The organism is Acinetobacter sp. YH12236 (genome assembly GCF_013417645.1).
Taxonomy (GTDB): domain Bacteria; phylum Pseudomonadota; class Gammaproteobacteria; order Pseudomonadales; family Moraxellaceae; genus Acinetobacter.
In genome coordinates, this window is the sequence record NZ_VPDM01000024.1 from 42,649 (window position 1) to 57,543 (window position 14,895).

6 protein-coding genes and 3 pseudogenes are annotated in these 14,895 nt (G+C 40.0%); 6 read left to right on the forward strand and 3 right to left on the reverse strand.

The features are described from left to right. Positions 1-331: 331 nt before the first annotated feature. Positions 332-1,159: pseudogene (locus FTV14_RS11240) on the forward strand (TonB-dependent receptor domain-containing protein); the annotation flags it as partial. Positions 1,160-1,427: 268 nt separating this feature from the next. Here the strand turns inward: FTV14_RS11240 and FTV14_RS16145 are convergent. Together FTV14_RS16145 and FTV14_RS11245 are read right to left on the reverse strand one after the other, a co-directional pair. Continuing rightward, positions 1,428-1,514: pseudogene (locus FTV14_RS16145) on the reverse strand (HNH endonuclease); the annotation flags it as partial. A 38-nt stretch (positions 1,515-1,552) separates the two neighbouring features. Continuing rightward, positions 1,553-2,785, reverse strand: a complete 1,233-nt coding sequence (locus tag FTV14_RS11245) for an ATP-binding protein (RefSeq protein WP_094069408.1) — start codon at positions 2,783-2,785, stop codon at positions 1,553-1,555. A 335-nt stretch (positions 2,786-3,120) separates the two neighbouring features. Here FTV14_RS11245 and FTV14_RS11250 point away from each other — a divergent pair. Next, positions 3,121-3,423: pseudogene (locus FTV14_RS11250) on the forward strand (transposase); the annotation flags it as partial. Here the strand turns inward: FTV14_RS11250 and FTV14_RS11255 are convergent. After that, a complete protein-coding gene (locus FTV14_RS11255) occupies positions 3,408-3,746 on the reverse strand; it encodes a transposase (protein WP_154320127.1) in 339 nt (112 codons plus the stop codon). The pseudogene FTV14_RS11250 and the gene FTV14_RS11255 sit on opposite strands and share 16 nt — an antisense overlap. 305 nt (positions 3,747-4,051) lie before the next feature. Here FTV14_RS11255 and FTV14_RS11260 point away from each other — a divergent pair, with 305 nt between their 5' ends. From FTV14_RS11260 to FTV14_RS11275, 4 genes are all read left to right on the forward strand, one after another. Then, complete coding sequence (locus FTV14_RS11260; RefSeq protein WP_154320126.1) at positions 4,052-5,809, forward strand: ShlB/FhaC/HecB family hemolysin secretion/activation protein; 1,758 nt, start codon at positions 4,052-4,054, stop codon at positions 5,807-5,809. Between the two features lie 86 nt (positions 5,810-5,895). Beyond that, positions 5,896-12,939 (forward strand): hemagglutinin repeat-containing protein, encoded by a 7,044-nt coding sequence (locus FTV14_RS11265; RefSeq protein ID WP_179989050.1) that lies wholly within the window; start codon positions 5,896-5,898, stop codon positions 12,937-12,939. Between the two features lie 18 nt (positions 12,940-12,957). Further along, a complete protein-coding gene (locus tag FTV14_RS11270) occupies positions 12,958-13,578 on the forward strand; it encodes a hypothetical protein (protein ID WP_154320123.1) in 621 nt (206 codons plus the stop codon). 236 nt (positions 13,579-13,814) lie between these two features. Continuing rightward, positions 13,815-14,890 (forward strand): IS3 family transposase gene (locus FTV14_RS11275; protein ID WP_179991387.1). Its coding sequence is split into 2 segments (ribosomal slippage): positions 13,815-14,067 and positions 14,067-14,890, totalling 1,077 coding nucleotides; the frame shifts between segments, so codons are not numbered across the junction. The last annotated feature ends 5 nt before the right edge of the window (positions 14,891-14,895 follow it).

Below are 14,895 nucleotides of genomic sequence, written 5' to 3' on the forward strand. Positions count from 1 at the left end.
TTATCAAATGTGGTTTGAGGTAAAATTAAAATAAAACTTTAAACTGCCACAGTATTCTAGATATAAGCAGCCTTATTATGAAGCTGTCTCATAGGGCAGGGTTATACCAATGCTAAGTTTGAAGTGATTGAATCATCCTACTTACTAACGACACAATGTGACGTGTCGAAATTTATGTTTATTGAAAATTCCCCCAAATAATTTAAATTACTGTAATATTTTCCAATAGTTAAAACATTGCTAGTAGCATCATCAACTTAAATGTACTGTGTTGCAGGTAATAGAATTAAGACATCAGAAATAGCTTCAGCACCATGACTAAACCACAGGCAATGGTGATGACAGTGGTTCAACAGATTATCAAAAGTTACTTCCAACTGTCGCTTTAGGCTGGGATATATTACCTGAGCTTTATACTTATGCTAGCTATGGCAAAGGCTTCGAAACACCAACCTTTACCGAGATGGCCTATCTTACAGTAGGGACTTCAGGCATTAACTTTAATTTAAAACCTGCGACCAGTGATACCGTAGAACTTGGCTTAAAATCGCAGAATACCTTAGGGTTATTTACTTTTGCTGTATTTCATACTGAAACTAAAAATGACATTGTGCCTGACGATGCCAATGGCGGGCGAAGCACATTTCGTAATGCAGAAAAAACCTTACGTGAAGGCTTAGAGTTATCGTGGCAAAAACAGCTCTGGCAAGCACTCAATATTCGAACCAGTTATAGTTATTTAGATGCGACTTTTGATGCTGATATTCCAGCGACCACAACCAAACCGCTGATACAAAAAGGAACATATATTCCAGGTATTGCCAAGAATCAAGCTTTTGTAGGCTTGGCATGGCAACCTGAGCAGGGATTTCAGGCAGGCTTAGAAGCACGTTATATGGACAAGATTTATGTCGATGATATCAACTCTGATACTGCACCAAGTTATACGGTCGTTGCGGCAAATGTTGGCTATTTGTGGGTCAATAAAGACTGGAAAGTAAATACTTATGCACGACTAGATAATTTATTAGATCGAAACTATGTGGGTTCCGTGATTGTCAATGATAGTAATAATCGTTTCTTTGAGCCCGCAGATAGACGAAATTTTAATGTTGGACTATCGATAAAAAAATATTCTAACATAGGCTTTGTTGCATAAATACATAACCAACTGATTTTGTTCATTAATTTTTAGGTTGAAATTCATACAAACCTATTTAAATCAGAAGCTTACAAAATCTTTATGCAACAAAGCCGTGGAACAGCCACAAATAAACTCAGTAATAAATTTTTAAACATATTAATCCCCCGTTAAGTAACGGATTATAACAGCCGTAACTATCTAATCACATGCAAAAAGTAGCCGTTTCGCCTTTTCCTGTCCTCACATGATGCAAGCGGACCATACATCTTAATCAGATAGAAATCGAGTCGAGGTAAATCAATCCATCACAAATGGAGCAGAAATTATGCTTGATCACACTCTTGGTTAATGCTGAAAAGTCTTTGAGTTTTAATTAATAAATAAGTGTATCCATGTCTACCCTCAACTTTACTTATTTTCAGATAGCAACCAATCGAGAGCACTCATTTTTACAATACCATTATAATTCGCTTCAGTCCCTATCGTGTCTAAGGTAAGCAAATACTTGGGATACGAATCAGAAATTTTCTGTAATGGACGTAACTCTCGGCTGAGTGTCTCCTCATTGAGCGTTTCTAATGCCACCTGATAATAAGTTAAATTCTGTAAAGTATCGACAGCAACAAAATCAATTTCATATTCATCAACCCGCCCTACATAGACCGTATAACCTCGTCTGACAAGCTCAAGATAAATCACATTTTCTAAGATATGACCTTGATCAGCATTAGCATCAGGCAACATAATCCGGCGCAATCCGACATCAACTAAATAGTATTTTTCAGAGGATTGTAATAACTCACGCCCGCGTACTTTAAATTGTGCGGCACTATAAAATAACAAACTGTCCTGTAAGCCCTGAATATAGCGTTTTACTGTTTCAAATGAAATTTTAACCCCACTTGAAACAAAGGTATTTTTAATTTTATTGATGGAAATAGGTGAGCCTGTCACGCTTGCCAAATATCTTGCGACACGCTCGAGAGAGTTAATATCGGCAGTATTCAAACGGGGAATAACATCTTTAAACATTACACTGGCATAGACTGCTTGCAAGTAATCATAAGTTTCCTGCTGGCTAGTCATGGCAAGCGTATAAGGGAAACTACTGCGCGTATACATGGCATACAAATCACGATTTGATAATTGTTGGATGATCGGATTATTTTCAATATGCCACTGTTTAAATTCTTGGAATGACAGAGGTAGAACATGTTGCTCGATATAGCGTCCTGTAAGTAAAGTCGCAAGTTCTCCACTTAGAAAGAATGCATTTGAGCCTGTAATATATAAATCGATATAATCCCGAACATATAAAGAGTCGACTACTTTCTCAAAATTTGTAACATGTTGTATTTCATCTAAGAAAACATAGTTTTTTTTACTTTTATCAACTTTGGACAATACATAATCATGTAGTTTACGGTAATCGGTGAGTTCTTCAAATTCCATAAATTCGAAGTTGATGGCAATGATGTTTTCGGCTTGTACACCCTGTGCTTTTAGGATTTGTTGAAACATTGCCAATAAGGTGGATTTTCCAGAGCGACGCACACCTGAAAGTACTTTAATGACATCACGGTCTTGCCATGTATTCAGAAATTTTAAGTAGCCATCACGTCGAATATTAGCGCTTCTCATTATTTACACTTGGAATCTAAAGTTTTAATAAATTATATCAAATTTTAGAACGTATATGTAAATATATTTAATTTTAAAAAAAGTTTAAGGTTAAGTGAAACATTCAAAGCTGCTGTTGAAGTATACGGATAGTAAATGTAATAAAAATCCAGATTCTATCTTTTTTGACTCTGTACACGACAAAAAACCTAAATATGCCTAATATCGTATCTGGGTCTACTCCTTAGATGAGCAATGGTGATGCCTTGTTTTCGGATTTGTTGAGACTGTAAATAAAACTATGTAAACGCTTAAACTCCCCCAACGTTGTTGGGGTCAAACAAAAGGTGTTTACCATGAAAGATGAAGCAATGTTGGCACTCGCTAAAGAGTTAGCCAAGAACCTAAAAACCGAACTCGATCTCAATAATTTTAGTCGGGCTTTAAAGAAATTGACTGTTGAAACTGCCCTTAATGCGGAACTCACCGACCATTTAGGTTACGAAAAGAATAGTCCACGAACAGGTAAAAATGCTCGCAATGGTTACACAACGAAGCGTCTACTGACTGATGATGGTGAGTTTGAACTAGATACCCCTAGAGATCGTGAGGGTAAATTTGAGCCACAGCTTATCAAGAAAAATCAGACCCGTATCACAAAGCCAATTTCTGCTTTTGAGTGAGGTAAAGCAATTTGAACCGTTAACATATTAGTAGAAATAGGATCTAATGGTGCAGAGCAGGATAAGGCAATAAATGCAGGTTTATTCGGTGGTGGTGAGCGATCATTCTTTGGTTTACCATCAAATAAGCGAATCCATTTGGATACAAGATTTGCATTCAATCCATGTTGCAAAGCGACCGAAGCAATTGAAACGTCAGGTGCTTTACAAGCCTGAACGATCTGCTGTTTAAATTCAGCACTGTATGTTCTTCGTTTTTTCGCTAGAGATGCGATGGATGTCTGATTATTTGTCGTCATAAATTTAAGTCCCCACTTGTTTTTAAGTGGGGACTAAATTAAGGCTTATAGGATGAATTCATAAGGTGTGTTCAGCGGACGCTTACGAAAAAACAGCCAAGTGCTCATATGGTACAGTTATATCAAGAACAATGGTCAGATTGGCTATCAACGACACATGTGGCAAGTGAAGGTGTCCTGCAGAATGAAAGTTAAGTGTCTATTGAGGGGTACAATCTAATGGGAGAAATTGAAAAATAAAATACCATTGAATATTTGGTCATTATTTGTTAATTTCTGCGCAAAATTTAACATGCAATAAATTTATGTTCAAAAAAAATATAGTATTAAAAAGTATTTTGCTTACTTTGGGTGGTTTTGTTGTTACTCCTTTTGCATTTGCAGAAACATTTGATCCAGCGATAGATGGTTTGATTCGAAACCAGCAGCGCCAAGCAGAACTAGAAAAAATTATACAACCAGAACGTGATGTTAATTTAGATGTCATCCAAAAAAAAGAAGCTGTACAACTTACCGACCTTGAAGATCAGAATTGTTTTGAAATCAAGACAGTTGAACTTGATGGCGAAATGAGTAAGCATTTTGATCAATATGTGCAACAAGCGTTAAAAGATTTAAGTTTTACTCCAGGTTTATGCATGGGTGAGCAGCGAATTAATCTGTTGATGACGCAAACGCAGAACATCATCATTGGCCGAGGCTTTACTACGACACGAATATTGGCTGCACCTCAAAACTTAAGTACAGGCGTATTAAAACTCACCGTCATTCCGGGATTAGTTCGAGAAATCAAACTCGATTTAAGTGATGAGGAAAATACCCGAGCAGGCCGAATTCAATATGCCAAAAATATCTTTCCAATGAAGAGTGGCGATATTCTCAATTTACGTGACTTAGAGCAAGGCTTAGAAAACTTAAAAAGACTGCCTACAGCGGAAGCTGATATTCAAATTATTCCTGCAGATGCGCCCAATCAAAGTGATGTTATCGTCAAATGGAAACAGCGAAAAATTCCAATTCGCGTGACCTTAAGTGCTGATGATGCCGGTAGTCGTCAAACCGGTAAATACCAAGGTAACATCACCGTTTCAGTCGATAACCCTTTATTTAGAAGTGACTTATTTTACGTCACCATGGGCCGTAACTTAGCAGATCAGCAAGAGATTACGGATCAAAATGGAACCACTGTGAAGAGCGGAACCCATAACTATGCCCTTCATTATTCAGTCCCTTATAAAAACTGGCTGATCAGCGCCAATGCGAGTCGATACAATTATGACCAAGCTGTTGCAGGCACCAATAATGTCTATAACTATAATGGAGAAAGTCAGACTCAAGACTTAGGCTTGACCCGATTGCTTTATCGGGATGCCAAGCGTAAAACCTCAGCGACCTTGAAAGGCTGGCATCGAGAATCTAAAAGCTATATTGATGATGCCGAACTGACCATACAGCGCAGAGATGTTGCGGGTTGGCAGTTAAACCTTGATCATCGTGAATATATTCAATTTGCAGTGCTGGATTTGAGTCTAGGGTATAAGCGAGGCACAGGTGCATTCGATTCATTACCAGCAGTTGAGGAAGCGCTGAACGAAGGTACATCACGGATGAAGATCTGGACGCTAGATGCCAATCTGAATGTTCCGTTCCAATTTGAGAACCAGCAATATAGCTACTCAAGTGCCTTTAGAGCGCAATACAATGACACCCCGCTGACCATCCAAGACCGGCTTTCCATTGGTGGAAGGTATACAGTACGCGGTTTTGATGGTGACCTAACCCTAGCAGCAGACCGTGGCTTCTACTGGCGCAATGATTTAGCCATGTCTATTTTTCCCGCACATCAATTCTATATGGCCTTGGATGCTGGGCATGTTGATGGTCAATCTGCCCAATGGCTTTTAGGTAAAACCCTTGTGGGTGGTGCGATGGGGCTACGTGGTCAATTTAAGGTGGGTGGCACTTTTTACTACGATATATTTATCGGTAAACCAATCAAGAAGCCTGAATATTTCCAAAATTATGATTTGAATTATGGTTTTAGTGCCAGTTATTCATTCTGATCTAAAGAAAAGTACAAACTAAAAAATGAGCTCGTAGTATTAAAGCGAAAAAATCTCCCAAATAAAGACACATTGGTAATTGAAAAATGAATAAGAACTGCTATAAAACGATTTTTAGTCAAACCCGTGGTGAAATGATTGCTGTTGCAGAAAATGTCGCAGCTGCAGGACAAGCCTCAACACAGAATAATAAAGCGGTTGATCTTGAAACACCAGTCGTTGCTTCTGAAAAAAGTTTAGCTTTAAAAGTTCTTTCATTTTCATTGATGCTGATTACAGGCACTGCCCTGATCAATGCATCTATTGGTGTATCGCACAGCAATGTTGTTGCAGACTCGAATGCGGCAGGCAATCAGCGTCCAACGATATTGAACAGTGCCAATGGCACAACGCAGGTGAATATTCAAACCCCAAGCAAAGCTGGGGTATCGGTGAATCACTACCAGCAATTTGATGTGAATCAGAACGGTGTCATTTTAAATAACAGCCGCCAAAATACTCAAACGCAGCTTGGGGGTTATATCCAAGCCAATCCGTGGCTTGCAGGCGGTGAAGCCAAAGTCATTGTTAATCAGGTGAACGGCAGCAATCCAAGTCACTTAAATGGCTATGTAGAGGTCGGTGGACGTAAAGCAGATGTGATCATTGCCAACCAAGCTGGGATTAATGTCGATGGTGGCGGTTTTATCAATGCAGGTGGGGTGACTTTAAGTACCGCCAATCCGAATATTCAAAATGGACAAGTGACAGGTTATCAAGTCCGTGACGGGGTGATTAACATCACAGGTCAGGGCTTGGATGCCAGTAAAGCCGACTATACCCAGTTACTCAGCCGTGCTGCACAGATCAATGCGGGGATTTGGGCTAAAGAATTGACGGTGGTTGCTGGACAAAATGATATTGAAGTTAATCCGCAGGCTGGTGCGATACAGGCGGCTTCGGGGTTGGCAGGCACTGTGCCACAGTTTGCCATTGATACCAGTCACTTAGGCGGAATGTATGCGGGCAAAATCAGTTTAATCAGTACCGAACAAGGGGTTGGGATTAACAATGCAGGGCAAGTGTTTGCTTCAGCCGGGCATATTAAAATCAGTGCCAATGGCGAGCTGCAAAATAGCGGTGCAGTAGTTGCAGAAAATAAAGTCGATAGCACCCCAGCGAGTTTAAATCTTCAAGCAAAAGATTTAAACAATAATGGCAAGATATTAAGTCTAGGCGATCAACGCATTCAGGCTGAAAACGTCAACAATACCGGCCTCATTAATAGCCAAGGTTTAACTCGTATTGATGCCAGTCAAGGCATCCAAAACGTGGGTACAGGTCAAATCTATGGTGACCATATTGCCCTGCAAGCCGCGCATCTTCTCAATGCAGAACAGCAAACCAATGGCGATGTCAAAGCAGGCACGATTGCGGCACGTCAACGCTTAGATATTGCAGGCGGAAAAATTGAAAACCGAGAACAAGCCTTAATTGCCAGCGAAGGTGCGCTGACTGTTGGTGGACAACTCAATGCAAACCATATGGCAGAAGGCTCTGCCGCATTATTAGACAATGCCAGTGCACGTATTCAATCCGTGGGTGATATGTACTTAGGCGTGGATATTTTGACCAACCGAAATTTGCATTTCAGTTCAAGTGTCAAAGAAATACCAGAAACCCGCAAAGATGTGACCGCTTATCAAGGTGCTGGAAGCGCTGAAATTCTTGATTCATCGCATATTACAGGTCGTGGCAGTTATGACAGCATTTATCTGGATGGTCAAAAATATGAAGACTATACCCGATATATCTACAACCAGTACGAAACCCAACACTATGTGGATTCCAGTGCACCAGCGGAGATTATTTCAGGTGGCACACTGACGCTAAAAGGCCAAAGCCTGACCAATGACAAGAGCCAAATTCTAGCGACGAAAGGCATTAATATTGAACAAAATGAAGTGAATAATATTGATGCTGAGGGTGAGCATCGTGTGATTAAAACGGGGACATCACAGTATCACTATGTAGGTTGGAATACATTAGGTACAAGTAAACGAAGTAAGTGGAACAGTGTTAAACCCTATAATCCAGCTGATATCGTAACGCCAATAAAACTTGATGTGGTGAAATATGATGGTGCTCACCAAGGCACATTAAATGGTGATACCTCAGAACTCAGCTTACCGCTGCAATCCTTATACAGCGTTAATAAAGAAAATAATAACCGCCCTTTGATTGAAAGCAGCGATGCCTTTACCAATTATAAAAATTGGTTAGGCAGTGATTACATGCTGCAAATGTTCGCGACCAACCCACAAAATATGCAAAAACGTTTAGGGGATGGTTATTACGAGCAAAAACTGGTCAATGACCAAATTGCACAACTGACGGGTCAAGTTTATTTAGATGGTTATACGAACTTCGAGGATCAATTCAAAGCCTTGATGGATTCTGGGGTAAGTGCTGCCAAAGATCTTAATTTAAGTGTTGGAGTGAAGCTCTCAGAAGCACAGATTGCTCGATTGACCAGTGATATGGTGTGGCTGGTGACAGAAACCATTACCGTTGATGGCGAAAAAATCCAAGTCTTGGTACCGAAAGTGTATGTTGCGGTACAGTCGGGGGACTTAAACAACAAAGGTGCCTTGATTGCAGGCGAGACGGTCAATTTAAAACTGAGTGGGGATTTAAACAACCAAGGCAGTATTGCTGGACGCCAATTGGTGAGTCTTGAAGCCAATAACATTAATAACGTGGGTGGCTTAATACAAGGTCGAGATGTCTTTGCGACAGCACACACCGATATCAATAATATTGGTGGGACAATGACCGCCAATCAAATCCTTGCCCTTGATGCGGGCCGAGACATTAACAACATCACCACGACGATTAAAACTGAAAATAAGCACGGTTTAAGTGAATTTAGCGCTGAAAACATTGGCCGTGTTGCTGGGCTGTATGTACAAGATGCGGATGGTCAGCTGGTTGCCAATGCCAAGAATAATATCAATCTGACTGCATCAGATCTACAAAGCCAAGGTAGCATTGCGATCCAAGCGGGACAAGACCTGAATCTTTCTACGGTGAATGTCAGTCGCAGTGATTTAAGCTCAGCAGGTGACAAGGATCAGATTCTGAATGCTTCGAGTCGAGATGTAGGGACGCAGATTCAGGCGAAAGGAAATATTTCCCTGCAAAGTGGTGCCAATACTCAGATTAAAGCCAGCACCTTGAACAGTACGTCGGGCAATGTAGTGATTGATGCTGGACAAAATGTCTTGATCGAAAATGGACGAGATGAACGCAGTTCTCAGCTTGCAGCCCAAGAAAAAGGTGGCTTCTCTACAACAGATAAAAAAATCCAATCTTCGACCAGTCAATCGATTGCAACCGACATCCAATCGGGTGGCAATATCCTGATCAATAGCCAAACAGGAGATATTCAAGCCACGCACCTGCAAGCTGGTGCGAAAGACAGCATTCAAATTACGGCAAACCAAGGCAATGTAAAACTTTTGTCAGATATTGATACTGATATAAAGAGCACGGAAACAGCCAAGAAAAATACAATTCAATTTAAAAACCGTCAATCAGGATATATCGACGAAGATGTTGCACAAACACAGCTCAAAGCTGGCAAAAATGTTGATATCAATGCCGGTAAAAATATCGAGCTGCAAGCCAATGATATACAAGCTCAAGACAATATTTATATTGGCAATAAACAATTCGAACGCCAAGCGGATGGCAGTTTAAAATCCAAAGATGGTAATGCCCTGCCCGAAAATGTCAGTCTGACGACATTAGAAACCAATGATCAGCAATGGGATGAAACCCAAAAAGGTTATCGTGGCATTGCCAAAGACTTAATGAAAGTGACTGCTGTTGGCTTAGCGGGTATTGAGGCTTTAGCTCCGGGATTAAAAGCACCGAAGATCACGATCGGAGAATCATCGAGCACACGGACTGAGCAAAGAACACAAACAGGGACCGATCTTGGTGCCAATAATGTCTATGTGGGTTCAGCAGGTCAAACGACACTGACCAGTAGCAACATTGATGCACAGAACACGGTCTTAGCGGGCAAAAAAGTCACGCTCGATGCAGCAGAAGAACAACACAAAACTGTTACGTCAAACAGCAAAGAAACGGTACAAGGTCTTGGGGTTAAGCTGAATAAAGACAGCATTCGAGTGGGCGGCTTTGTACTTGAAGACGCAGAGAATACCGTTAAAACTACAGCCACAACGCATAAGTCAGGCAATATCAATACTGAAAATTTAACAATTCAAGGTGCAGAAGGTGTAGATATCCTCGGCCAAAATATCACAGCGACAGGTGATACGATCATTGATCATGGTCGAGGAAATCTTAACATAGGCGGTTATGAAAATAAAACCACCACAGAAGAAAAGACTCATACTGAAACCATCAGTACAGAAGTCGGCATTCGCAATGCCTATTTAGATGCAATCTTAGCGGTAGAAGCTGTTGCAGATGCAACTAAAGCCTTATCTAAAGCTAAAGATGATTATAGCCAAGCACAACGTGACTATGCAGCGGGTCGAATTACCAAAGGAGCCTTAGATGACAGCAAAGCCAATGTCGCAATGGCAACGGCCAATGTGGCAAGTGCACAGATTGCTGTAGGGGCAGCAGCCGCATCTGCGGCTGCAAGCAGTGCAACCTATGGCTTTACTATTGGTGCCAATGGTGAAAGGATTGAAACTACGACGACCACGAATACAGAACAAAGCCAATGGCAAGGTAGCAACTTAGATTTAAATAACCTTCAGCTTAAATCAGAAGGCCAAGACATCAATATCCAAGGCAGCCGAGTGAATGCAACAGGCACCACGACCTTTGATGGCAGCAAAGACCTCAATGTGACTGCAGGCGTCGAGCATAGTAAACAGGACAGCAATAGTAAAACCAATAGCCAAAGTGTGAGCTATACCTATGGCGGTGGCGGCAGTGCTTCAATAGGCAAGCAAACCAGCCAATCACAAAACGAAAGCCTCACCCACGTAAATAGTGAAGTTGTGCTGAATCGTACTGAAGGTGCAATAGACAAACTGAATATTCAGGGCGGTGAGGTTTCTATCGCTGACCGAGGTAATCTACAAGTAAATCAGATCCATGTAGAAAGCTTGCAGGATACAGAGACTAGCAGTAATAGCAGCAAAGGCGGAAATATTGGCTTAGGTTTTGGTTCTAACGGTAAAGCCAGCAATATCAGCGCTGGCTATAACCAAAGTAAGGGCAGCATTGACAGTGCATGGGTAAATGACACTAGTAAGCTGCTGATTGGCAATGCGCAGAACGATGCTGATCTAGATGCGATGGGTGTTAAAAATATTACCAGTATTGGTGGTGTGATTGCCAATGCGACGAAGAATGAAGACGGCACATTAACGGATCACGGTAAGCTGAACTATTCAGGCGAACTTGCGCTGAAAGACATAGAAGATCATAACTACAACAGTAGCAGTGGTTTTAATGTATCAACGACGATAGGCAAAACCACGAACAACAAAGATGGAGAAAAATCCAAATATCCAAACGGTTCAACCACCATTGGCCTTAACAGCAGTGGACAAGAAACAGAACAATTGACTAAGGCAACGATGGGTCAAGGGACTGTTGCAAATGCCTCAGACAGCACCAATCGGGACATTAATAATACGCAAGAAATTACTCGTGACCAAGTGACGGGCATGCTGGATGGTTCTGTGACGGTTGATCAGCGTTTACTGAGTAAGAGTGGACGGGCGGAGATTATTCAAGAGCAGAAGGAATTACCTGAAAATTTCCGTCAAAGTGCTGAAAATATTGTGAAGCAAATGCCTGAGGGAGAATATAAAGAGAAGGCTTTACAAAGTTTAAATAATATACAAGCAAAACTTTATAGTTTACCAGCAGATTTTGAGGGTTTAGAGGAATATGGGCAGCAAGTTGCAGGGGAGCTATTGAAAAATGGTCTTGAAATTAAAGAGGTCGAAAAGATTATAGATACAGATAATTATTGGTATGCAATTCAAAAATTATCTGCTGTCCAAGAACAATTAGATATTTTGAGTCAGAATGGTAGTGGCATTGAACAGATTCTTAATTCTGAGCTCTCTAAAGAGCAACCAATAGTCAACTCAAACTCCTTAATTAGTATATTAGCTGAAAATACAGATAGTTCTCTTGCTGTAAAAGAAACGGATTTACTAGGTTTTAAATTTTTACATGCGGCAGCAGAAATTAGTAAAAATATAGAAAAAATTTCTGTAGATAGTGGTGTTGACATTGAAAAAATACAACTTGCTGCTAGCGTGTTGTTAGGAGGGCCTGTAAAAGCAACAGCAGGATATATAGTTAATCAATTTAGTGGAGAATATATTGATTATGCTACAAATGCGGTATCAGATCATTTAGTAAAATCACTCTACGGACTTTCAGATGGTCTATATGATGATTGGAGTCGGTCTGAAAAAATTAGTGAGTTGAAACAGCTTGGACTAAGCGATGATGATTTTCAACGAAGTCTTAATTATGCGGAATCACTGCAAAATGCAAAGCTAGGTGCTACTTTTATTGTTGGTATAGCTGCTGAGACACTAATTTCAGGGAAAGGAAAAGCTAAAAATAGTGATGAAATATCAGTAAAACCTACTGTTCCTGATTATGTTACTCGTAATGATCATGATTTTTCTGCTACAGAAAATTATAAAGGTAAACCAAAAGCTTACATAAATGACAAAGGTGATTTGGTTGCTGCAAACCCTGAAGGAACAGGATCTGTTCAATCTCATATTAGAGGTGGTAATTCTGAGAATACACCATACATTTCAACAAGTGATCCAGCAATAGCTATTGATTCTAAAAATTATGGTGGTGAGCAAATTAAGATTGATACGAAGCGATTGCAGGAAGATATTGATGCAGGTAAGATTTCTGGTAGTCAGATTGTGACACATACCGAAGTTAGAAAGGAATTACAATCTAAAGTCGATGCAGCTCAGGCGAAATATGATCGTAATCCTAGTAAAAAAAATCGAGATAAATTAAGAGATGCAAATAAAGATTTGAATCATGCTATTAGAGATGGGGAATGCTTAATCAAAGGTTGTGTTCCATCAGAATACATAAAGAAATAGTTTGTAAGGAGTATAGAGTTGGAACAGAAGATTATAGACTTATTAAATGAGATTCCTGATAGTGTCAATTATACAGATATAGCAGAGGACTTAGATGCTGAAGATATTTCAGTTAGCCGTATAGAACAGTTAAGAGAATTATTAACAAATTCGGATGACTATATTGTATTCCAAGCTGCTAAATTGTTGACATTTTGGGGAGATGATTATGGTTTTAATGCTTTAACTGCATTATTTGAAAACAATAAATTAAATGGTTTTATTGATCATAGGCTAAATGGTTATGATGATACATTGCAACATGTTCTTAGAGCATTTATTCGTTATTGGGCTGATAAATCTGACCATGGTCTAGGTACCTTAACAAGAAAAAAATTGTTTCCATATATTGTCAAAATAATAGAGCTTGCTAATACTCAACCTTTTGGAATAGATTCTTTATTTGGTTTAATAATCGATGAGGACTTCAAAGAATATATTCCATTTTTAAAAGAACATTTAATTTCAATCATTGATCATCCAGAAATACATGGTTGGAAAATTCATGATGTTATTGAGTTATTTTTAAAAATTGAACCTGATTTTGTATATAAATTATTGGATGAAAAAGGAAAGACGTTAAAGGATTTTAATTTTTGAAATTAATGTATCGACCAGTATTGGTATTCCACAAAAGGGAACTAAAGAAGCTTCTACAGCTCCAAAAGGTTCAACGACCATTGGTATCAATAGCAGCGGGCAAGAAACAGAACAACTGACCAAGGCAACCTTAGGTCAAGGTACTGTGACGAATGTGAAAGATACGGTAATCCCCCCTAAAAATAATAGGATCTAAAAGTAGAATTTTCTCTTAAGATACGAGCAGGAGATTCTGCATGAAAACATCTAAATTTACTGATAGTCAGATCATGTCCATCTTGAAACAGGCAGAATCTGGCACACCTGTAGCGACCCTTTGCCGTGTACACGGCATGAGTAATGCTACCTTTTATAAATGGCGTGCCAAATATGGTGGTATGGATACATCATTAATGGCTCGACTGAAAGAGCTAGAAGCCGAAAATACCAGACTTAAAAAGATGTATGCGGAAGAGCGATTAAAGGCCGAAATCATCCAGGAAGCGATGGCAAAAAAGTGGTAAAGCCATCTTGCCAGCGTAAGATGGCACAACAGGCAGTTGCCCAGCATGCCATTAGTATTCGTTTGGCTTGTAAAGCATTTGGCATTAGTGAAACCTGCTACCGCTATCAAGCCAAACTCAGCGATGACAATGCACTCATTGCTGAACAGCTCATTGAACTCACTGAGGAAAATTCCGATTGGGGCTTTGGTTTGTGCTTCTCGTATTTACGGCATGTTGAGAGTTGCTGCTGGAATCACAAGCGGGTTTACCGCATTTACTGTGAGTTGGCACTGAATCTGCGTATTAAACCGAGAAGAAGACTAAAACGGCATGCGCCTGAACCATTGAAAGAACCAATCCGAGAAAATCAGGTTTGGTCATTAGATTTTATGCATGATCAGCTTTCCGATGGTCGCAAGTTTCGATTATTGAATGTGATTGATGATTACCGCCGCGAAGGCCTAGCCATTGAAGCAGGGTTCTCATTGCCCACAATCAGGGTTATTCGTACGTTGAATCAATTGCTGGAGTGGAGAGAAAAACCGTTAGTGATCCGATGCGATAATGGTCCCGAATTTATCAGTCACGAATTTGTGCGCTGGGCTACTGAGCATGGTATTCGTATTGAATATATTCAACCGGGTAAGCCACAGCAGAATGCGTATATTGAACGCTATAATCGGACCATACGTTATAGTTGGCTGAGCAAGCATTTATTTGATACTTTGGATGAAGTACAAGATTATGCAACAAACTGGTTGTGGCATTACAACCATGAAAGACCACATCAAGCTAACAAAGGAAAGCCACCTCTAATGGCTGCTTAACCTCT

What these genes read in the sequence shown, in the direction of transcription:
- FTV14_RS11260 (WP_154320126.1), top strand. Translation starts at nt 4,052, where the DNA reads ATGTTCAAAAAAAATATAGTATTAAAAAGTATTTTGCTTACTTTGGGT.
- FTV14_RS11265 (WP_179989050.1), top strand. Translation starts at nt 5,896, where the DNA reads ATGAATAAGAACTGCTATAAAACGATTTTTAGTCAAACCCGTGGTGAA.
- FTV14_RS11255 (WP_154320127.1), bottom strand. Translation starts at nt 3,746, where the DNA reads ATGACGACAAATAATCAGACATCCATCGCATCTCTAGCGAAAAAACGA.
- FTV14_RS11245 (WP_094069408.1), bottom strand. Translation starts at nt 2,785, where the DNA reads ATGAGAAGCGCTAATATTCGACGTGATGGCTACTTAAAATTTCTGAAT.